The following is a 22,050-nucleotide window of genomic DNA, read 5'->3' as shown; positions in this document are numbered from 1 at the left end:
TTTTGCTATGAAGAAATTAATTCTAATCGCTCTTATTTCGTTATTTGCATTTCCTTCTTGTAATCAGAAAACTGAGAAGAAAGAAGACGTCTCTACGTATTATTTAATTAGACATGCCGAAAAAAATAGAACAGATCCATCCAATCACAATCCAGAACTTATTGATGCAGGTCTCAAGCGTGCCGAAAATTGGGCAAAACATTTTAAAGATATAAAATTTGATGCTGTTTATTCTACAGATTACAACAGAACAAAACAAACGGCTTTACCAACAGCAAAACAGAATAACCTAGAAATTCAATTATATAATCCTTCAGACTTACAAATTGAAGCCTTTATTAAAAAAACAAAAGGTAAAACCGTATTAGTCGTTGGACATAGCAATACCACACCAAAATTTGCAAATGGTTTATTAGGTGAAGAAAAGTATGACGATATGGCCGACGATAACAACGGTGGTCTTTATATAATTACGGTATCAAAAAGTGGAAAAACAACAGAGTCATTAGTTGTTAACTAAATCGACTTTAATATTTTCAAGATCAATTTTAGAGAGTAGTTGTAGTTGATTATCTTCAAAGGCTTTTCCAAGATTTTCAAGGGGAATAGCCGTAGTTTCAGATTTATAATTATTGTAGTCTACAAAACGTAATCCGTTAACGTAACGCTCGTTATAAGCCTCTCTGAATCGCATACCTATTCCAGAAATTTCCTCATACGAATAGGCTAAATAGTCAACCTTAAAAGTATCTTTATTCACCCAATACACAAAAATATCCTCATGGTCTTCCCCTCCACCCGACTCATCAAAAGTGACTTTTATTTTATGGTAATCCTTGTTTTTAATGTGTTCACTTCCTAAAAGCGTTTTATTAACCGCCTCATCATTCAACCCATATGGTAACACAGAGAAATAGTGCACAGAATTTACAGAGGCAGAATACACATTAGCAATTGAATCTTCAAGCTTCACAAAGGCATCATTATGGTAGCGTTCAAATCCTACGTTGCTTAGCATATCAAAAATAGAATCCTTATCATTCACTAAAACCCTAACTAGAAGAAACTCGTGGTTTTTACGCAAGGCTTGGTAATAAACATCTCTAAATTCAAACTTTAAACTAGATTTCTCGAAACGTTTACCACCAGAAACAGCAATAGATTTACTAATAATATCATCTGCAGTTAAGGTCTTAGGATTCGTTTCTAAATCTGTTTTACGGTTGTTAGAATTTTCATTTTTACAGCTTGACAGTAATGCAACGAAGAGGACAATTATATAATTTTTCATTAAGAATTCATTTATAAATAGTAAATTGGTAAAACTAGAATTTAGTTATCTAAAGAGTCTTAAAATGGATATAAAACTTACACTTTTATATCATATTCATTTTTTTCACTTCATTGAAAACATTCTTACGTAAAGTCTAACTACTAGTATTTAGTTTTTAACACCTAACACCCATCATTAAACCTCTATGTTTTGAATAGTTATTTAACGAGCACCATAAAACAATTTAAATATTACAAAGCTCTTGGAGACAAGACGATAGCTAAATTATCTTTTGACGATCTAAAAAAAGAATTTGCTCAAGATTCAAATTCTATTGCCATAATAGTGAAACATCTTGTTGGAAATATGCTGAGCCGATGGACCAACTTTTTAACCGAAGATGGTGAAAAGGAATGGAGACGTCGTGATGAAGAATTTGTGGACAATTTTACTACCAAAGCAGAATTATTGAAAGCCTGGAACGATGGTTGGGATAGTCTGTTTGAAGCTATTACTCCGTTAAACGTATCCGATTTAGAAAAAACTATCTACATAAGAAATGGAGGACATTCAGTGACTGAAGCTATTAACAGACAAATGATGCATTACGCTTATCATGTCGGTCAGATGGTATTCATAGGAAAAATAATAAAAGGAAATGAATGGAAGTCTCTATCCATAGCGAAAGGACAATCAAAAGCATATAACAAAAACAAGTTTCAACAAGATAAAAACCCAAGGCATTTTACGGATGATGTTTAACTGAAATATAAAAGACAACATCAATATTCCAAAAATGAACTTAAAATAATGCATTATTGAATTTAAAGGTTTTGGATTTTGGGATTTTCTTTTTGGAATTCGTTATTTTTGTAACTTCAAAAATTCAATAAAAAAACTTACCCATGAGTAAATACGATATTATAGTATTAGGAAGTGGTCCAGGAGGCTACGTAACTGCAATTAGAGCATCACAATTAGGATTTAAAACTGCCGTTGTAGAAAAAGAAAGCCTTGGTGGTGTATGCTTAAATTGGGGTTGTATTCCTACAAAAGCCCTTTTAAAATCTGCTCAAGTATTTGAGTACCTTAAACATGCTGAAGATTACGGACTTAAAGTGTCTGGTGCAGAGCACGATTTTGACGCTGTAGTTAAACGTAGCCGAAGTGTCGCTGAAGGCATGAGTAATGGTGTGAAATTCTTAATGAAGAAAAATAAAATTGACGTTATTGAAGGTTTTGGAACTCTAAAAACCGGAAAGAAAATTGACGTTGAAGGTACTATATATTCTGCGGATCATATTATAATTGCAACTGGAGCGCGCTCTCGTGAGTTACCAAGTTTACCACAAGATGGTAAAAAAGTAATTGGCTACAGACAAGCCATGACTTTAGAGAAGCAACCTAAAAAAATGATTGTTGTAGGTTCTGGAGCGATTGGTGTTGAGTTTGCTTATTTCTACAATTCTATAGGCACTGAAGTCACTATTGTAGAATATTTAGATAAAATTGTACCAGTTGAAGATGATGAAGTCTCTAAACAATTGGAACGTAGCTTTAAAAAATCTGGTATTAAGATTATGACGTCTGCAGAAGTGACTTCTGTTGATACGTCTGGAACTGGAGTTAAAGCTACTGTAAAAACTAAAAAAGGGGAAGAAGTATTAGAAGCCGATATCGTATTATCTGCGGTTGGTATTAAATCTAATATTGAAAATATAGGATTAGAAGATGTAGGAATTGCAGTTGATAGAGATAAAATCTTAGTTAATGATTTCTACCAAACTAATATTCCTGGCTATTATGCTATTGGAGACGTTACTCCAGGTCAAGCTTTAGCACACGTTGCTTCTGCCGAAGGTATTCTTTGTGTAGAAAAAATTGCTGGTCAGCATGTAGAAGCTTTAGATTACGGAAATATTCCTGGTTGTACTTATTGTTCACCTGAAATTGCTAGTGTTGGTTTAACTGAAGCACAAGCCAAAGCACAAGGTTTGGATGTAAAGATTGGTAAATTCCCATTCTCAGCGTCTGGTAAAGCAAGTGCTAGTGGTGCAAAAGATGGTTTTGTAAAAGTTATTTTCGACGCCAAATACGGTGAATGGTTAGGTTGTCATATGATTGGTGCTGGTGTTACCGATATGATTGCTGAAGCTGTATTAGGTCGTAAGTTAGAAACTACAGGACACGAAGTTTTAAAAACAGTGCATCCTCACCCAACAATGAGTGAAGCCGTTATGGAAGCTGTTGCTGCTGCTTATGATGAAGTAATACACTTATAATCCCATCCCAAACTTCTCAAAAATTAGGAGTTCTTACTCGGATGGTTCAATATATAATAAATGCGATTCAAAATTGAATCGCATTTTTTTTGTTTAAAACTTAATTCCGGATTTTAAATTAAGACTAGAGTTGTTTCCATAGTTATAATTGTAACCATAACCTGTATTATTTATTTGAAAATTAAACCCTGCATTAATAAAGGCATTCTTATTTATATCGTATTGTAAGCCCGTAGATATTGAAACACCTACATCAGAAGACAGACGTTGCTGTACTTTGTAAAAATCTATTTTAGCACCAGACAGAAGACTCAATTTCTCGGTTATCTTCACTTTAAATAACAAAGGAACCTCTATTAAGCTCGCTTCAGCATTTAAAAATTCAAACTGACTCGCGGTAAAAGAAATATTTTTAGTTAAGAAAATTCCATTAACTGCTAAATCCCAATTTTGTGATGCTAAATCTTCTTGAAAGGTAGCAAATTGTGAGCTCTGCTGTCCATAACATTGTGAAGTAGAGATTAGATACACGCTAAAAAAAGCAATAAGGCATATCAGGTGTTTAACAGAAGATGTCATGACGTCAATAGTTATAGCATTATCAAAAATAGCTCATTTTCAATTATATCAAACAACTGCTTGGTTATAAATTAGTTAAATAATCTTAATACGCAATTTAGAGTTAAAATGGAACTTTAACACCTCTGTTGATTTATTATCGAATAGTGACCTTTCACTTATACTAAAATCGTTTAGTTTACTCCAAAACCTACGATTCTACTTTTACCAAATTAGAAGGATAGCATTTCAATTAAATTCAAAAGATTAAGCTATAAAACAAAAAAGTTCCAGAATTAACTGGAACTTTTTTTATACTATTATTCAGGATGGCTAGATTAGAACATAAACCCTAAACCAACTTGTACAACTTCATTTTTACCATCTACATTCTCAAAAAGTGTATCTTCTTTAAAGATGTTTGTTAATCCCATAGTATAACGTGCACTTACAAAGAAACCGTTATCAAACTTATAAGACGTTCCTACAGCTAAACTGGTATCAAAATCTTTAACATAAGAATCATCTTCATCAATTTCTATATCACCACCATCTGAGTTAGGCTCCGAATCAAATTCCTCATGAATTTTAAATCCGAATTGTGGACCTGCTTCAATACTTAATCCTTTTACTAAATAGGCTTTAAATAATAAAGGAACTTGAATGTAGTCTAATTGATATTCTACATCTTCACTGGTATCAAAAACTCGGTCTTCACCTTGTACAATATCAAAACCTTGTCCTGAGTAAAATACCTCTGGTTGAAAAGAAATCCGTTCCGAAAGTGGAATTTCAGCAACTAAACCTACATTAAAACTTGTTCGGGCATCTACATCTTCAAAATCGTCTCCAGTGATCTTAGAAAAGTTGACACCTCCCTTTGCTCCCAACTGAATTGTTTTTGAATCTGATTGTGCAGAAACAGATGTTAATGCCATTAAAAATACTCCTGTAAAAACTATTATTTTTTTCATAATTATTATTGTTTTATTTGGGTTAAAACAACAAATCTAATAGTCAAAATCCCAGCAACAATAAGGCTTAACAGCAGTTTAACAAGTTTACTTTTTTAGTCAAAAAACAATCGTAAAAGTTTAATAGTTACATCAACTCAATGACATAAAACATTAACTCTTTTGTGAAAAACCAATGGAATTTATAATTTGTAACCTAAACCTAAAAACAATCCATTAGGTGTTATTTCTTCAAAACCTATGGTATATTTCATGTGTAGATCTAATTTTGAAGTGAGGTTATAAGCAAATCCTAAATCTGCTCTCACCTTAAGTTTAGCATTAAAAAAATCGAAGAAATAATTGATACTCGGACCAACAAGAATATTAAAATTATCATTGATATTGTATTTTAAATAAATTGGAGCGTTTAAAAACTTAAAATCTCCAAGCCCTATATAAAGTAATTCGGGTTGTAAATGAAAATCATTTTCTATTTCAAAATCAGCAAAGACACCTACATAAACTCCTGTTTGCACATTGGTATCATCACCAAAATTAGCTTCTTCAACGTTATAAAAGGTAAAATTAAATCCACCTTTAATACCAAAATCCGTTTGAGCTTGTAAACTAAACACACCACCTATAAGAATAAACAATAAGAGTACTTTAATAAAAGGCTTCATATAAAACAGTTTTAGTATTCGAAAAAGTAGAACGTTTTACCTATCATATTGTTCATTCCTACTAGATTGAAATAAAACTCTCAATAGCCAACTCATAACTCTGTAAGCCAAAGCCCAAAATCACTCCTTTAGCATTTGGAGATATAAACGATTTATGTCTAAATTTTTCTCTTGAAAATGTATTAGAAATATGCACTTCTACAACCGGAGTTGTGATGGCTTTAACAGCATCACCAATTCCGACAGAGGTATGTGTGTAAGCAGCGGCATTTAGAATAATACCGTCATACGAAAAACCAACCTCTTGAATTTTATCAATAAGCTCTCCTTCTATATTAGATTGAAAATGTTCTAGCTTTACATTAGGATATTTTTGCACTACAGCATCAAAAAACTCCATAAACGTTAAATTACCGTAAATATTGGTTTCGCGCTTGCCTAAGAGATTCAAATTTGGGCCGTTAATAATGATAAGTTGCTTCATACTGTAAATATATTAAATTATGCGCATAAAAAAACCGAAGGAAATACTTCGGTTTTTTTATTTTTAAAATGTCGTAAGTTCTAGAAATGTAAAGCAAAACCAACATTGAATTGCAGTACACCTTCATCTGTATAATCTTCGTTTAAGGAGACATTGTATCTTAAACCTGGTTCAATAGAAACATTATCGCTAATAAACCATGCATAACCGGCACCTACACCTAACCATAATGGTGTTTCGCCTGCATAATTTTCAGCTCCATCACCTGAAGCACCTGTTAAATCTACTGTTACAGGAATCATGCTATTAAAGTAGTACTTTGCCCCTAAACGGTAAGAAAATGAACTAGTAGAATCACCTTCATCAGGACTAAAGCCACCATACCCTAAACCAGCTTTAATTGCAAGATCATCCATAATAAAATAGCCACCATCTAAACCGATATTGTAGTTAGAACTACCATCACTCGATGAGAAATAAAGCCCTGTCGTTCCTAACATTTGATTACCTGTATTTGCCTCAATTAACCATTTACCTTCCGATGTTTGTCCACCTGAAGTATCGTCTTGAGCATTTACATTTGTGAATCCGAAAACTGCGATTGCAGCCATTAACATTAATTTTTTCATGATATATAATTTTTAATATTTAAGTTTTGGGCTTTATGCCAAATTCGTTGATACAAAATTATAGCTATTAAACAATAGGATTAATGACGTGGATCATTTTGAATTAGTTTTTATAATCCTAAAAAACGGCATAAAAAAACCGAAGCGATTGCTTCGGTTTTAATTATAATAATTTGTTGTTTTGAGTCTTATAACTTGAATAAGATACCAAAAGCAGCATTACCACCGAATGGGTTAGCAACATCACCAAAACCTAAGTTAAATTCTGATACAGCTTCTGCTCCATCAACGTCAGCCTTAGCTGAAGCGAAAGATAATACGTTCTTTAAACCAAATGTTAAAGCAATTTTTTCAGTTACGAAATAGTTAATACCTAAATCTAAACCAGCTCCGAAACCATTTACTTTGAAATCAGCAAGTTCATAATTAGTACTAGCGTAACCAACACCAAATTCAGTATAAGTTTTAAAACGCTCACCTAAATCTAAAAAGTAATAACGTGCAAATACACCAACACCAAAAGTAGATTGATCTGCTGTATCAGTTCCTGCAGTTTCTTCTTTAGAAGACATAAATGATAATTCACCACCAATAGCTAAATCTTCGCTCATGAAATACCCTAATTTTGGGCTAATCTCAAAACCGTTTTCTTTAACCTCAGTGTTTTTGTCATTTGAACTGCTAAATCCAACCATACCTTCAATAAAGATATCACCTTCACCAAAACTGTAAGTCTTAACTTCTTCTTGTGCACTTACACTTGTAAATCCTAATACTGCTACTGCAGCTGTAAACAATAATTTTTTCATAATTTAAGTTTAAATTTGATAATTAATTTGGTCGGCAAATGTAGACTTTAGTTTTATAGTGGAAACCCTAAATTTGTTAAAATTTAGTGTATTTCATCGGTAAAAACCAACCTCAAAACACAAAAACAACCTAAACGACTGATTTCTAAAACTTCAAAAATTAGGACTAAATACGCCTTATCATTAATTTTAAACTTAAAACATTTTGTTGCTTATAATTCTAAATTTTTTTAAACAAAAAAGAGAGGCAAAATGCCTCTCTTAAATTATAAAATATCTATTTCAGATTAGAAAAAATATCCCACAGATACTTGTAAAACATTATTTTTTATTGAAAAATCATCAGAAAACTCGCCATCATACATATTAGATAAACCTAAATTATATCTAACTCCAAAATTTAAACCACTGTCCATTTTATATCCAAGACCAAAATTAAGTCCAAAATCAATACTGCTAGCATCGTCATTATCAGCTTCTTCAGATTCTCCGTCAAATTCAGCTTCATACTTAGAAGACAATAAAAATCCTACTTGAGGTCCAGCTTCTACACTAAATCCTTCAGCTACATAATATTTAGCCATGATTGGTAAGTTTAAATAATCATATTTCAAAGTTTCTTCATAACCATCTTCCTTAAATGCCGCACCTTGAATTGAATACAATAATTCTGGTTGTACAGAAAATTTTTCTGAGATAGAAATTTCTGCAACAGCACCAATGTGAAAAGCAGTTCTACCATCAAGATCATCTGTGTCATCGCCGGAAATAGAAGCTAAGTTAAGACCAGCTTTAGCTCCAAATGTCACTTCTTGTGCATTTACATTTGTAAAAGCAAATGCTGCAAGCGCAGCACATAAAAATAATTTTTTCATAATATTATAAGTTTTAAATTGATTACTACAAACTAAAGCCTTTTTTTTCTATTATGAAAATTTCACTGTATAGTTATTAACATTATTTTTAACATTTACACCTAAATAACTTATATTAAGCCACTTAAAACAACACTTGTTAACAATTAAACTCATAAATGCAGTAAATTACGTAATCATTTAAGTTAATTTAAGAGCTAAAATCACTATTTTTAACCATGAAATGGGAGCAAGCATTAACAGATTACAGACATTATCTTCGTATAGAACGTGGATTGTCTAATAACTCTATTGAGAATTATAGTTACGACATAAAAAAACTCATCTTACATCTTAAAAATCACTCTATTAAAACTAGCCCTACTGTTATAGATACTAATACTGTTAAAGACTTTATTTATTCAATTTCAAAAACTATAAACCCAAGATCGCAAGCACGATTGATATCTGGTCTTCGTAATTTTTTTGATTACCTAATTTTTGAAAATTACAGAACTACCAATCCTTTAGATTTACTTGAGTCTCCAAGAATAGGTAGAAAGCTGCCAGATACGTTATCTATTTCTGATATTGATAACTTAATTAATGCCATCGATTTAAGTTACCAATATAATGGAGTCAACCTCGGGGAACGGAATAGAGCGATTATAGAAACTTTATATAGCTGTGGCTTACGTGTAAGTGAGCTAATAGGATTAAAAGTATCAGATTTGTTTTTTGAAGAAGGCTTTATTAAAGTTACTGGTAAAGGAGATAAACAACGCTTTGTCCCTATTGGGTTAAACACTCAAAAATTCATAAATATTTGGATTGCAATTAGAAACCATATTGATGTGCAACCTCATTCTAAAGACATCCTCTTTTTAAACTACAAAGGAGGAAAACTTACAAGAGCTATGATTTTTACGATTATAAAACAATTAGTAGAAAAAACAGGATTGAATAAAAACGTATCTCCACATACCTTCAGACATTCTTTCGCTACTCATTTATTAGAAAATGGTGCAGACCTAAGAGCCATACAAATGATGCTTGGCCATGAAAGCATTACAACTACTGAAATATATATGCATGTAGATCGTTCGCATTTAAGTGAGGTTTTAAATAAGTTTCATCCAAGAAAATAAAAAAAAACATCACTTTTATTGTGACAAAATAATTCTTGTAGTGTCTTAATATTAAAGAAAAAGCAATGAAATTCCCAAGCCTAAACCTAAAAAACTATAAGTCAAATCGTTATAAAAACAACACAACTTCGGAGTGCTCACTAGAGGAAGAGAAACATAGAATCGCATTAGAATTATCTAAAGTTGGACTTTGGGATTGGAATATTATAACTAACAAAGTATTCTACTCTAAAGAATCAAAACAGATTATTGGTTATGCTGATAATGAGCTAAAAAACACATCTGAGTTTTGGGATAACAAAGTGCATGAAGATGACAAGGAAGACTACTACAACGATTTTAATTCTCTTTTAAAAGGTGACATTGATTTGTATGAACACGAATATCGCATTCAATGTAAAAATGGTTCTTATAAATGGATTTTAGATAAAGGGAAAATTGCAAAAAGAGACCATAAAGGCAGACCTTCACGTATTATTGGTACACATACAGATATAACCACCACTAAAAACAGCGAAGCACAACTCAAAAAAAACCTTCAACTTATCACTAGTCAAAATAAAAGATTATACAGTTTTACTCATATCGTTTCTCATAATTTAAATACTCATATTGGAAATCTAAAGAACATATTAGAGTTTTATGATGAAGCAAAAGAAGAATCTGAAAAAAAAGAACTTATTGGGCATTTAAAATCAATTTCGGAATCCTTAACCACAACGATAGATGATTTAGACGACATTATCAGTATAAAATCTAAAACGAATTTAAACGAGTTTAATGAGCACATATACTTACATCGTTGTATTAACAAAATATCGGAAAGTTTAACATTAGACTGTACTAAAAATGGGGTTACAATACACAATGCTTTAAGACAGGATGAAACCTTATATACAAACCGGTCTTATTTAGAAAGCGTGTTTTACAATATCATTTCAAACGGTATAAAATATGCTGATTCTAATAAAAAATCTCAAATCGTTATTCAATCCATACACACTAAAGACACTATAAAAATTCTAATTTCAGATAATGGAATTGGTATAGACACTGCAAAGTTTAAGGATCAATTATTTGACATGTACCAAACATTTCATGGTACAGATAGAAAGGACTCTAGAGGGATTGGACTCTATATTACCAAAACACAAGTTGAAGCTTTAAATGGTGAAATTGAACTGGAAAGTAAGCTTAATGAAGGTACAGCGTTCATCCTAACGTTTAAAAAGCAAAGAGCACTCTAATTTAGAGTGCTCTTTATTGTTTTTATATTGGTAATGTTATTTACTTCGCAATATTTACTGCTCTAGTTTCTCTAATCACAGTTACTTTTACTTGTCCTGGATAGGTCATATCAGTTTGAATTTTTTGTGAAATCTCAAACGATAAACCTGCAGCTCTTTCATCGGTTACTTTTTCGCTTTCTACAATAACACGTAGTTCTCTACCGGCTTGTATCGCATAAGCTTTCTTTACACCCGTAAACCCAAAGGCAACATCTTCTAAATCTTTTAATCTTTGGATGTAAGAATCTAACACCTGACGTCTTGCTCCTGGTCTTGCTCCTGAAATAGCATCACATACCTGAATAATTGGTGCTAATAAAGTAGTCATTTCAATTTCGTCGTGGTGAGCTCCAATAGCATTACAAACTTCTGGTTTCTCACCATGTTTCTCTGCCCATTGCATTCCTAAAATAGCGTGTGGAGTCTCAACATCCGTTTCAGATGATGGTACTTTTCCGATATCGTGTAATAATCCTGCGCGTTTTGCTAACTTAGGGTTTAAACCTAGTTCTGCAGCCATTACACCACAAAGCTTAGCAACTTCACGCGAGTGTTGTAGTAAGTTTTGTCCGTAAGACGAACGGTATTTCATACGACCTACCATTTTTATTAATTCAGGATGTAACCCATGAATTCCTAAATCGATAACCGTACGTTTACCAACTTCTATAATTTCTTGTTCAATTTGTTTCTCAGTCTTTCTTACAATTTCTTCAATTCTAGCAGGATGTATTCTACCATCCGTTACTAATTTGTGTAACGATAAACGAGCAATTTCACGTCTTACAGAATCAAAACAAGATAAGATAATTGCTTCTGGAGTATCATCTACAATAATCTCAACACCTGTTGCTGCTTCAATAGCTCTAATGTTTCGACCTTCTCTACCAATAATTCTACCTTTAACATCATCAGATTCTATGTTAAATACAGACACACAATTGTCAACAGCTTCTTCTGTTCCAATGCGCTGAATGGTATTTATAATGATCTTTTTAGCTTCTTGCTGTGCCGTTAACTTCGCTTCTTCTAAGTGATTTTGAATAAACACCAAAGCATCAGTCTTAGCCTCTTCTTTTAGTGATTCTACCAATTGACTTTTAGCTTCTTCTGCTGATAATGAAGAAATAACTTCTAACTGTTTAATTTGGTTTTTATGTGCTTTTTCAATTTCCTCTTGTTTCTTTTCCAAGAATTCTAATCTGAAATCGTAATCCTTAATTTTAGAATCTAAAGATTGATTTGCTTTCTTAGAGTTGGAAAGTTCACTAGAAACTTGAGACTCCTTATCTCTAATGCGCTTTTCAGCTTCAGCCATTTTTTTATCACGAGATAAAATCACTTTTTCATGTTCTGATTTTAACTCAATAAATTTTTCTTTAGCCTGTAGTATTTTATCTTTTTTAAGCGATTCTCCATCTGATTTTGCTTGTTTTAAAATAGATTTCGATTCAATTTCTGCATTTGCAATTAGTTTTGAAGCCTTTCCTTTTTCTAAAGCTTTAGCGATTATATATCCTAGTATTACTCCTAATATTACTCCTCCAACAATATATAAAATTGTGTTAGTGTCCATGTTTGTTATTTAGTTTTAGTGTATAAAAAAAGCCTACATCAGTTATCGGTTTTGTATAAACTCCTTAAAACAAGTTTAGGGCTAACAAGCTGATCAAAAATCTGTCTAAGACACTGAAACAAGTTCAGTACTAACAGCACGATTTTACAACTTAAACTCACCCTTTTTAAAGAATTGATCGTTGAGTTTATCAAAAAATGTAACTAATGTAGGCAGTAACCTTATTTATTTTAAAGAACGTACGAGTTAAATATGCTGATTTAAAAGTTCGTTTAAAGCGACTAACTTTTCCTGAACTTCTTCATTTACATACTCTTTATCTATTGACTTTTGCTCTACTTGAGCCGCAAATTGCAAGGCACACATCGCCAAAACATCTTGCTTATCTCTTACAGAGTAATTCTGCTCAAATTGTCCAATCATAGCCTCAATTTTTTTTGTGGCCTTACGTAAACCTTCTTCCTGACTTGGGTTTATCGTTAACGGATAAACTCTATTGGCAATAGAAAGTTTAATTTTTAATTGTTCTGACATTATAATCTAAATTTACAATATTATTCTGATAATTGACCTATACAGTGGTCTATATCTCTAATAAGTGCATTTATTTTGAGTTTCGTTTCTCGTTTATTTTCGTCACTACCAAGCATTGAATTTGCCATTTTGAGCGTATCATGTTTTTCTACCCAAGTAGAAATTTCATCTTGCTGCTCTAAAAGCCTTTGTTGCTGTTGTTCTAATTGTTCTGAGAGTTTAGCGTTGGTTTGTTTTAAAACCTCTTGCTTATGTAAAATCTTACTGATTTTATTCTCTAACGCATCAACAATGTCTTCTATTTTACTCATTAAAGCAATTCAATACTATTGAAACAAAGTTAACATACCTGATGAAAAAATACAATTCTTTTACATTTATTTTTTATTATTATAAGTTCAAGTGAATTAAACCGTTAATAAAAATATTACGATTTTATAATTTGCAAATCGTAATCAAATTGATATTTTCGCTATAATAGTTGATTTTATGAAACATTTTTTTCTCTTTTTTTTAATATCGTGCTCTATTTATGGGCAATCGGAATACCCTCAAGATTATTTTAGACATCCTTTAGATATTTCTTTAGTCCTTTCTGGTACGTTTGGAGAATTACGCTCTACTCATTTTCATGGTGGACTAGATATTAAAACGCAACAAAAACAAGGTTTAAGGGTGTATGCAGCTGCAGAAGGTTATATCAGTAGGATTAAAATTTCTCATTTTGGTTACGGAAAAGCGATTTACATTACGCATCCAAATGGCTATACTACAGTTTATGGTCACCTTCAAAAATTCTCTGATCGTTTAGAGGCGTATATTAAGCAATGTCAATACGATAAAGAAAGTTATGAAGTAGAGGTATTTCCACATAATAAAGAACTACTCATTCAACCAGACGAAGTAATTGCGTTCTCAGGAAACACTGGTGGTTCTGGAGGACCACATTTGCATTTCGAAATAAGAGACAACCAAGAACGACCAATGAATCCGTTGCTCTTTGGTATGGAAGTTAAAGACTCTAAACCGCCTTATGTTTCAGGTGTTTTTGCTTATCCAAAAGATGAAAACGCTACCATTAATGGTAAAAACGAACGAGTGCCGTTGCGGTTAATTCCTCAAAAAACTGGAGATTATGCTGTCGAAGAAATAACAGCTTATGGCAATGTTGGTTTTGGAGTCATCTCATTTGACAAACAAGATTTAGCACCAAATAATAATGGTGTTAGCAACATTCAAACATTTTTTAATGGGAATAAAAGCTTAGAAATAGATTTTAAACGCATTAGTTTTGAAGAAACTAAACATATCAAACGACTTTTAGATTACGAGTATTTTATTACTAAAAAAGCTAAAATTCAGAAGCTTTTTGTTCAAAAGAATAATCCTTTAAGTATCTATAAAGATGTTTATGACCATGGCTATGTTGAAATAAAAGATAGCACCTCTTCTGTTTATAAAGTGAGAATACGAGATTATCATGAGAATGAGTCTTGGGTGGTTATACCCATAAACGGAAAACATGAAACCATTAAGAAAGATAGCCTTATAGACCTCTCTAAAAAATCGTTTGTTAGTAGTGATAAAGACACAAAATTGAGCTCAGGAAACTTTACGGTTGACTTTTACCAAAACACCTTATATGATGACACTTATATTGATTTTAAAGTGAGCTCTGATACGCTTTTCTTAGGTGAAGACACCGTTGCCATGCAGAAAAACTTCTATATTAATTACGACTTAAGTAATTATAAATTAGAGCATCAAGATAAGCTTTACGTTGCTCGATTTTATGGTAATTACTGGAAGCCATACTATGTAACTACCTCTCGTAAAGGAGATATATTAACAGCCAAAACAAAAGCTTTAGGAACGTATGCCTTATCAATTGACAATGAACCTCCAACTATAACACCGACTAACTTTCATGATAAAAAATGGATTAGCAACTATCGTTATCTAAAACTAAAGATAGATGATAAGTTAACTGGCATAAGTAAATACAGAGCTACTGTTAATGGAAAGTGGATCTTAATGGAATATGATTATAAAACGAATACTTTAATACACGATTTTAACGATAATATCGTTAAAGATACCAAGAACGAATTAAAAATAATTGTAACAGATAATGTTGGAAATAGTTCTACATTTGAAGCAACGTTTTTTAGAAAATAGAGATTTTAGAATTAAAGCTTAATTCTAAACCCTTATTTCAAGCTAACTAAAAAAAACAAGATATTTGAAACGCTTACATTTTATACTTATTATTAGCTTACTTATCTGTGGGCTTTCCTTTTCGCAATCTGCAATTATTAGAGGTGTTATTTTAGATGAAGGGAATTTTCCTATCGAAGGAGTCAATATTACAACAACTACTGGCGAAGGAACCGCAACCAATTCAAACGGGTTTTACGAACTCAAAATTCCTTTTGGAGTTGAAGTTACTGTTATTTTTACTCATGTTTCCCACAAACGTGTAGAACAAAAATTCAACCTTAAAAACGGACAGGAAATAGAGTACAATCCTGTTATGCTTATTGAGGTCGAACAAATTGCTACAGTCGTTATTAACACCAACACCAGACAAGCGGTTGACGGAGTCACCTCTATATCGCCTCAAATGATTAGAACCATAAAAGGTGCACAACCTGGAGTTGAGAACATTTTAAAAACATTACCTGGAGTTAATATTTCTAACGAACTAAGTACACAATACTCAGTTAGAGGTGGAAATTTTGACGAAAATCTCGTTTATGTTAACGAAATTGAAGTGTACCGACCATTTTTAATTCGTTCTGGAAATCAAGAAGGTTTAAGTTTTGTGAATACTGATATGGTTCAAAATGTTGATTTTTCAGCTGGTGGATTTCAAGCGAAGTATGGTGACAAACTATCATCTGTTTTAGATATTACTTATAGAAATCCTGTTGACTTTGGTATACGAGCCGATTTAAGTTTACTTGGTGGAAGTCTTACTGCCGAAACGGTTTCAAAAGACGGTAAATTTTCTGGAATTGCAGGTGTTCGCTATAGAGACAACAGCTTACTATTAAATAGTCTTGAAACGGATGGTAATGTAGAACCTGTTTTTGCAGATGCTCAAACGTTTTTAACCTATCGTTTTTCGAGCAAATTCCATTTAAATTTTCTTGGAAACATCTCTTCAAATAAATACAACTTTCAACCCGAAAATAGACAAACCAATTTCGGTACCTTACAAGATCCTGTTGCTCTTTTAGTATTTTATGATGGTCAAGAAAAAGATCAATACCAAACCTATTTTGGAGCTTTTAAAGCCAATTATTTTGCCAGTGATGATTTAACTCTTAAACTTGTTGCTTCCGCTTACCATACTACAGAACAAGAATATTTTGACATCCTAGCACAATACCGTTTAGGAGAAGTGAACACTAATATTGGAGATGAAAATTTAGGTGAAGTCGAATTTAGTGAAGGAATCGGCTCTCAATTAACACATGCGCGGAACGATTTAGATGCATTCATTATTAACGCAGAACATAGAGGAGATTATAAAATTGATGATGAAACTACCATAGAATGGTCTGTTAAATACACTCACGAAGACATTAGAGATCGCTTAGTAGAATATGAAGTTATAGATTCTGCTGGTTTTTCAATTAGACCTCCAATATTTAGTCAAGCAAATCCTCAGCCTTATGAACCTTTTTCCGGCCCTTTAGTAGCCTTTGAAAATACAAGAGCAACAAATCGTGTTCAAATCAATAGACTTCAAGCTTTTGCGCAATACAGCAAACGAACAGACTGGAATGGCAGTGAAGTATTCTACAATGCAGGTGTCAGAACACATAGCTGGACAGTTAGTGGAGACGGCATTTCAGATAATAAAACACAAACAGTAATTAGTCCAAGAGCACAGTTTGCCATAAAACCTAATTGGGAAAAAGATATGCTCTTTAGAGTGGCGACAGGTTTGTATTACCAACCACCATTTTACAGAGAGTTAAGAGATTCTGAAGGCGTAGTACAGCCCAACGTAAAAGCGCAGCAATCGTTTCATATTGTGTTAGGAAACGAATATAGCTTTGAAATATGGGACCGTCCTTTTAAGTTGGTTTCTGAAGCCTATTACAAAGGGATGACTGATGTTAATCCTTACACTCTTGAAAATGTAAGAATTCGCTACAGTGCAGACAACAATGCTAAAGCTTATGCTTACGGTTTAGATTTAAGGCTTAATGGAGAATTTGTACCAGGAACAGAATCTTGGTTTAGCTTTGGTTATTTAAAAACAGAAGAAAACATAGATGACCGCGGCTATATTGCAAGACCAACCGATCAACGTTTAAAATTTGGAGCTTTGTTTCAAGATTATGTACCTAATATGCCAGATTTAAAAATGTATTTAAACTTGGTTTATAACACAGGAGTTCCTGGAGGTTCACCGAGTTACGCCGATCCATATAATTACCAATTGAGATTGCGTGATTATAGACGTGCTGATTTAGGAATTTCATACGAAATAGTTAATCCTGAAAAAACCTATAATTCTAAATGGAAGGAATCTTTTAAAGAATTATCTATAGGTTTCGAAATCTATAACATGTTTAACAACCAGAACTCAATTACTAATACTTGGGTGAGAGATGTGTATAGCAAGCAACAATATGCAATTCCTAATTATTTAACACCACGTGTGTTTAATATAAGATTGTCTGCCCGTTTTTAGATTATTACCTTGTTTAGAACGAAATGAGTATGTTTTTGGATGAATTCAGCAAATAAACGTCATAATATATAACTAATTTTGAATAGCTAAATTATTAAGACTACCTTACTCTCAATACTTTAGTTCAAAATTTAAGAATTATGAAACTTTCCCTCTCTTCATTACTGCTAATTTGTTGTAGTATTTCTTTTGCGCAACTTAGTGTACAAAATGATGCTTATATCTTTGTAAAAAACCAATATGTTTATGTTACAGACGATGTTAACATTGATGATGCAGATTCTAAAATATATCTAAGAGATGAAGCTCAGCTTCTTCAAGGTGATGGAACGACAGGTAATTCTGGTATAGGTCAATTAAGTGTTTATCAAACCGGAACTGTAAACCAATGGAGTTATAATTACTGGTGTTCACCTGTTGGGAATAATTCTGCTGCTTTTGGTAATGAAGATGCACGTGTTAATTTAATTGATGATGCTACAGGATTAACATCTAGCGTAGATGCATTATTTGTGGGAGGGTACGACGGCAGTGCTAGCCCATTGTCTATAGCCCAACGTTGGTTATGGACGTATCAAATATCAGATCAATATCTCGATTGGATTTTTGTTGGCGCTACAGGAAATATTAAACCAGGTCTTGGGTTCACCATGAAAGGCAATGGTATAAGTAATACAGAAAGTCAACTGTATGACTTTCGAGGTAAACCAAACAACGGTACTATTACAAACGATGTTGCTAATGGCTTAAACACTTTACTTGGTAATCCCTACCCTAGCGCTATGGATTCTGCTGCGTTTATTCATGATCCTGCCAACCAATCATCAATTAATGGCACGTTACAATATTGGGAACAAGATGGTAATGTCCCCTCTCATGTCTTACAAGATTATATTGGTGGGTACTATTTATTTACAATAGATGCCACAGGAACTATAATAACTGATACACCTGCTGCTTTTATGACCTACGACGAACAAGATAATAGTTTCCCTTTGCCTGTACCAACCAATGGTGTAAAATCTGCTGGAAGGTATATTCCAATTGGGCAGGGCTTTATGGTAGAAGGAATAGCTGGTACACCAGGAGCTCCAGCAACGGTATATGTAAAAAATGATCACCGTGCGTTTGCAAAAGAATCAGATGGTGATAGTTACTTTTTTAGGAGCAATACAAATGATTCTAATACTTCTGAAACGAGTGAACCAATAGGCATACAATATCAAGATAATGGGCTTTCTATTATACCTGAAGACTATAAGCGCTTTAGAATTAATGTCGATTTTATTGATGATGAATCGCAGTACACAAGACAATTGGTTTTGAATTTTCATGATTCTGCAACTGCTGGATTTGATTATGGGTTAGAATTAATCCGTACAGAAAGCTACAACTCAGATGCCTATTTTTCTTTAGATGACAAGGTGTATTCTGGTCAAGCGTTTCCTTTTGAAGAAGCCCTTGTTATTCCTTTAGCTATTGATATAGAGCAACAACAGCCGCTGCGATTTAGAATATTTGACATTCAGAATTTCGATGATTCTCAAGGCATTTATATTCATGATAATAATACTGATAACTATGTTAATTTAAGAAATTTAGATTACGAACTAAACATAGAGCCAGGCAATTATACGGATCGTTTTACTATTGTATTTACTAATCAAGTCTTAAATATTGAAGAATTTGATACAACCGCATTAACAATAAACCAAGACAATAAGCAACATCAACTTTCAGTACAGAATCCTAATGGTTTAGATATTAAGAGCATTGAGGTTTACGATGTTACAGGAAAACGTATTATTCAACTAAATGTTGATGCTATCGAAGATGACTATAATTTATCGACGTTACAATTAAGTGATGGCGTATATGTTGTGAATGTCTCTTCTCATGCAAACACTACAGCGAAATCTCAAAAGATAATTGTTAAGAATTAGACCTATTAGATTTCAAAATTAATAAACGATTTTATTGAGCCTAAATTTAGTTAGGACTTACAAATTCCTTTAAAACAGTAACCACATGATCTAACTCTTCTTTGGTATTATAAATGCTAAAAGAGAAACGTACAGAAGGTTGTTTTAATTTTTCATCAGTTAATATTGCAGATAACACATGCGATTGTTGACTACTTCCACTTTGGCAAGCACTTCCTTTTGAGCAAGCAATACCTTTTAAATCGAGTTGAAACTGTAACATTGGTCCTTTTGCTGGTGCAATTGGCAAGCAGACATTGACCAATGTATATGTACTATTTTCAACAGTTTCACAACTGCCATTAAAACTAGCCTCAGGTAAATGTGTCTTTATTTGCTGAATGAAATAATCTTTTAATCCAGAAACGTATTTTTTATCTTCATCAAGATTAGCATACGCTATCTTCAAGGCTTCGTCCATACCTACAATATTGTGCGTCGCTTCTGTACCAGCTCTGTAGCCTCGTTCTTGCTCACCACCAAATATTAAAGGTTTTAAACCCGATTCTTTTCGTATAAAACAAAATCCAACGCCTTTTGGTCCATGAAATTTATGCGCACTTGCTGCCATAAAATCAATAGGAATTTCTTTTAAATCTATTTTATAATGTCCTACAGATTGCACCATATCAGAATGAAACAATGCCTTGTGTGTTCTACAAAGTTGCGCTACGTTTTCAATATCTAAAATATTACCAACTTCATTATTTATATGCATTAAGCTCACTAAAGGCTTGTTAGCCGATTGTAATAATTGTTCTAAATGCGTAAAGTTTACGAGACCACAATCGTCTAAATCTACATAATGTATATCTATGTTGTATTCTTTTTGTAGCTGTTCCGCTGTATGTAAAACGGCATGATGCTCAATTTTAGAGGTAATGATTTCTGTAATCCCTAAATCTCTTACAGCACTTCGCAAGGCTAAATTATCGGCTTCTGTCCCTCCGGACGTAAATACAATCTCTGAAGCTGAAACATTGAAGTATGAGGCTATATTTTTTCTGCATTGTTCCAAAAGTGCTTTTGATGAACGCCCAAAACTATGACTAGACGACGCATTTCCATAACTTTCGTTTAGCACTTGCGTCATACGCTCTACAACTTCTGGTCTTAAAGCTGTGGTGGCTGCGTTATCTAAATATACTGAGGTCATATGTTTTATTGTTGTTTTACAGCCATACTTCGGCTTTAAGAGACGCAAACAAGTCTATCTCTTTATATCATTTCCTTGAATGATAAAATTTTAAACATGCGCTTTTCTGAATGCAAAAATATTCTAAATAAAATTATTTAGATAATGGAGCGTTATAATTTTACAAATCCGTTATTTTTGTTCAAAATTGAGTCTATGAAACGTCATCTTTTTATTATTTGCAGTCTTCTATTACTTTTAACCTCTTGTGATGATGGTGATATCCTTACTATAGATTTAGAGTTTGATGAAGAACTAGAATATTGTGATAATTTTGAAGATTATCACCTTGTTTATGACACACGAGATGATCCGAATGAAGCGCTTATTTTAATTTTTCCTAAGTCTACAACTAATGATGCGCTATTTACATCAGCGACCACAGTAGACGTCCCTTTAGAATTAACCATTAACGCAGGTACAATTCGTTTTATTTATAGAACCTATAACAGAGAATTAAGTGCTAGTGATATTTGTGCTGTAGTCCCTCCCTATAATTTAACCATCCGAGAAGACTACGAAGCGGGCTCTGGCGATGTTTATATAACGTCTACCATTGTAGATGATGATAACGATGGAGTTCCAAGTATTTCTGAATATGGCCCTGGAGGTATTGATGACCCTCAAGACACAGATGAAGATGGCATACCAGATTATCTAGATATCGATGATGACGGTGACAACGTAAAAACAATTAATGAACTTGATCAAGATGATGAAGATGGTGATGATGATCCTTTAACCAATCCTTTAGATACAGACGGAAATGGCGTACCAAATTATTTAGATCCTGATGACGATGGTGACGAAATTCCAACACGTTTAGAAGATGCTAATGGAGAAAATGGTCCTGGCGATGACCGTATCGCTGTTAACGGAGTTCTTGTTCTTCTATATTTAAACCCAGCGGAAGATACACCGTATGATTTTGATGATTACAATGCGTTTGAGAATGCATATACGAGAACGGTAACAACCAATTTTACAATCAATAATACCGATTTAACAATCTTGAGATCAACAGAAATTGATCTTGGTACGTTAACCACTATTATAACGGACTATGATCCTGATGACGATTAAAGTT

General features: G+C 32.9%; 21 protein-coding genes and 1 other RNA gene. 9 read left to right on the top strand and 13 right to left on the bottom strand.

All coding sequences use genetic code 11. The features are described 5' to 3' along the window. Positions 1-7 precede the first annotated feature (7 nt). Positions 8-520: a SixA phosphatase family protein gene (locus HM992_RS10855; protein WP_179319669.1), complete on the top strand. Its 513-nt coding sequence runs from the start codon at positions 8-10 to the stop codon at positions 518-520. Here the strand turns inward: HM992_RS10855 and HM992_RS10850 are convergent. Next, entirely contained in the window at positions 506-1,291 is a 786-nt protein-coding gene (locus HM992_RS10850; RefSeq protein ID WP_179319668.1) for a DUF6503 family protein, read from the bottom strand. The genes HM992_RS10855 and HM992_RS10850 overlap by 15 nt on opposite strands. A 192-nt stretch (positions 1,292-1,483) precedes the next feature. Between HM992_RS10850 and HM992_RS10845 the strand changes: the two genes are divergently transcribed. Further along, a complete protein-coding gene (locus HM992_RS10845) occupies positions 1,484-2,035 on the top strand; it encodes a DinB family protein (protein WP_179319667.1) in 552 nt (183 codons plus the stop codon). A gap of 143 nt (positions 2,036-2,178) precedes the next feature. After that, entirely contained in the window at positions 2,179-3,555 is a 1,377-nt protein-coding gene (gene lpdA, locus HM992_RS10840; protein ID WP_178985004.1) for a dihydrolipoyl dehydrogenase, read from the top strand. A 93-nt stretch (positions 3,556-3,648) separates the two neighbouring features. On the opposite strand, the gene HM992_RS10835 is transcribed toward lpdA, so the two are convergent. The 7 genes from HM992_RS10835 to HM992_RS10805 all read right to left on the bottom strand — a co-directional run bounded on the left by HM992_RS10835 (position 3,649) and on the right by HM992_RS10805 (position 8,549). Then, on the bottom strand, positions 3,649-4,134 hold the full coding sequence (locus HM992_RS10835) for a hypothetical protein (RefSeq protein WP_179319666.1): 486 nt from the start codon (positions 4,132-4,134) through the stop codon (positions 3,649-3,651). A 317-nt stretch (positions 4,135-4,451) separates the two neighbouring features. Then, positions 4,452-5,087 carry a porin family protein gene (locus HM992_RS10830; protein ID WP_179319665.1) on the bottom strand — a complete coding sequence of 212 codons (636 nt, stop codon included), beginning with the start codon at positions 5,085-5,087 and terminating at the stop codon, positions 4,452-4,454. 182 nt (positions 5,088-5,269) lie between these two features. After that, positions 5,270-5,752, bottom strand: a complete 483-nt coding sequence (locus HM992_RS10825; protein WP_179319664.1) for an outer membrane beta-barrel protein — start codon at positions 5,750-5,752, stop codon at positions 5,270-5,272. A 61-nt stretch (positions 5,753-5,813) separates the two neighbouring features. Continuing rightward, entirely contained in the window at positions 5,814-6,236 is a 423-nt protein-coding gene (aroQ, locus tag HM992_RS10820) for a type II 3-dehydroquinate dehydratase (RefSeq protein WP_179319663.1), read from the bottom strand. Positions 6,237-6,316: 80 nt separating this feature from the next. Next, entirely contained in the window at positions 6,317-6,865 is a 549-nt protein-coding gene (locus HM992_RS10815) for an outer membrane beta-barrel protein (protein ID WP_179319662.1), read from the bottom strand. Positions 6,866-7,053: 188 nt separating this feature from the next. Then, positions 7,054-7,674, bottom strand: a complete 621-nt coding sequence (locus HM992_RS10810; protein ID WP_178984998.1) for an outer membrane beta-barrel protein — start codon at positions 7,672-7,674, stop codon at positions 7,054-7,056. Positions 7,675-7,961: 287 nt separating this feature from the next. Beyond that, positions 7,962-8,549, bottom strand: coding sequence for a porin family protein (locus HM992_RS10805; protein WP_178984997.1), 588 nt, complete (start codon positions 8,547-8,549; stop codon positions 7,962-7,964). Positions 8,550-8,767: 218 nt separating this feature from the next. Here HM992_RS10805 and xerA point away from each other — a divergent pair, with 218 nt between their 5' ends. Continuing rightward, entirely contained in the window at positions 8,768-9,676 is a 909-nt protein-coding gene (xerA, locus tag HM992_RS10800; protein ID WP_179319661.1) for a site-specific tyrosine recombinase/integron integrase, read from the top strand. Between the two features lie 65 nt (positions 9,677-9,741). Continuing rightward, positions 9,742-10,923, top strand: a complete 1,182-nt coding sequence (locus tag HM992_RS10795) for a sensor histidine kinase (protein WP_179319660.1) — start codon at positions 9,742-9,744, stop codon at positions 10,921-10,923. A gap of 40 nt (positions 10,924-10,963) precedes the next feature. Here the strand turns inward: HM992_RS10795 and rny are convergent, their stop codons facing one another. The 4 genes from rny to HM992_RS10775 all read right to left on the bottom strand — a co-directional run bounded on the left by rny (position 10,964) and on the right by HM992_RS10775 (position 13,386). Continuing rightward, a complete protein-coding gene (rny, locus tag HM992_RS10790) occupies positions 10,964-12,541 on the bottom strand; it encodes a ribonuclease Y (protein WP_178984994.1) in 1,578 nt (525 codons plus the stop codon). A gap of 57 nt (positions 12,542-12,598) precedes the next feature. After that, positions 12,599-12,728: non-coding RNA, 6S RNA (ssrS, locus tag HM992_RS10785), on the bottom strand. A 59-nt stretch (positions 12,729-12,787) separates the two neighbouring features. Further along, the gene (locus tag HM992_RS10780) at positions 12,788-13,075 is read right to left on the bottom strand and encodes a cell division protein ZapA (RefSeq protein WP_178984993.1); all 288 of its coding nucleotides are present in this window, start codon (positions 13,073-13,075) and stop codon (positions 12,788-12,790) included. 20 nt (positions 13,076-13,095) lie between these two features. Next, the gene (locus tag HM992_RS10775; protein ID WP_178984992.1) at positions 13,096-13,386 is read right to left on the bottom strand and encodes a hypothetical protein; all 291 of its coding nucleotides are present in this window, start codon (positions 13,384-13,386) and stop codon (positions 13,096-13,098) included. A 178-nt stretch (positions 13,387-13,564) separates the two neighbouring features. Between HM992_RS10775 and HM992_RS10770 the strand changes: the two genes are divergently transcribed. The 3 genes from HM992_RS10770 (at position 13,565) to HM992_RS10760 (ending at position 19,729) form a co-directional block, all read left to right on the top strand. Then, positions 13,565-15,253: a M23 family metallopeptidase gene (locus HM992_RS10770; protein WP_179319659.1), complete on the top strand. Its 1,689-nt coding sequence runs from the start codon at positions 13,565-13,567 to the stop codon at positions 15,251-15,253. Between the two features lie 64 nt (positions 15,254-15,317). Then, positions 15,318-17,786, top strand: coding sequence for a TonB-dependent receptor (locus HM992_RS10765; RefSeq protein WP_179319658.1), 2,469 nt, complete (start codon positions 15,318-15,320; stop codon positions 17,784-17,786). A 140-nt stretch (positions 17,787-17,926) separates the two neighbouring features. Then, positions 17,927-19,729, top strand: a complete 1,803-nt coding sequence (locus HM992_RS10760) for a T9SS type A sorting domain-containing protein (protein ID WP_179319657.1) — start codon at positions 17,927-17,929, stop codon at positions 19,727-19,729. Between the two features lie 46 nt (positions 19,730-19,775). Here HM992_RS10760 and HM992_RS10755 read toward each other — a convergent pair whose 3' ends face one another. Further along, entirely contained in the window at positions 19,776-20,924 is a 1,149-nt protein-coding gene (locus tag HM992_RS10755) for a cysteine desulfurase family protein (RefSeq protein WP_179319656.1), read from the bottom strand. Between the two features lie 195 nt (positions 20,925-21,119). Between HM992_RS10755 and HM992_RS10750 the strand changes: the two genes are divergently transcribed. Next, the gene (locus HM992_RS10750; RefSeq protein WP_178984987.1) at positions 21,120-22,046 is read left to right on the top strand and encodes a hypothetical protein; all 927 of its coding nucleotides are present in this window, start codon (positions 21,120-21,122) and stop codon (positions 22,044-22,046) included. The last annotated feature ends 4 nt before the right edge of the window (positions 22,047-22,050 follow it).

Origin of the sequence: Winogradskyella helgolandensis (assembly GCF_013404085.1) — a bacterium.
GTDB lineage: Bacteria > Bacteroidota > Bacteroidia > Flavobacteriales > Flavobacteriaceae > Winogradskyella > Winogradskyella helgolandensis.
Note: the sequence above shows the minus strand (reverse complement) of the source record. Positions and strands in the feature narration are given on the sequence as shown.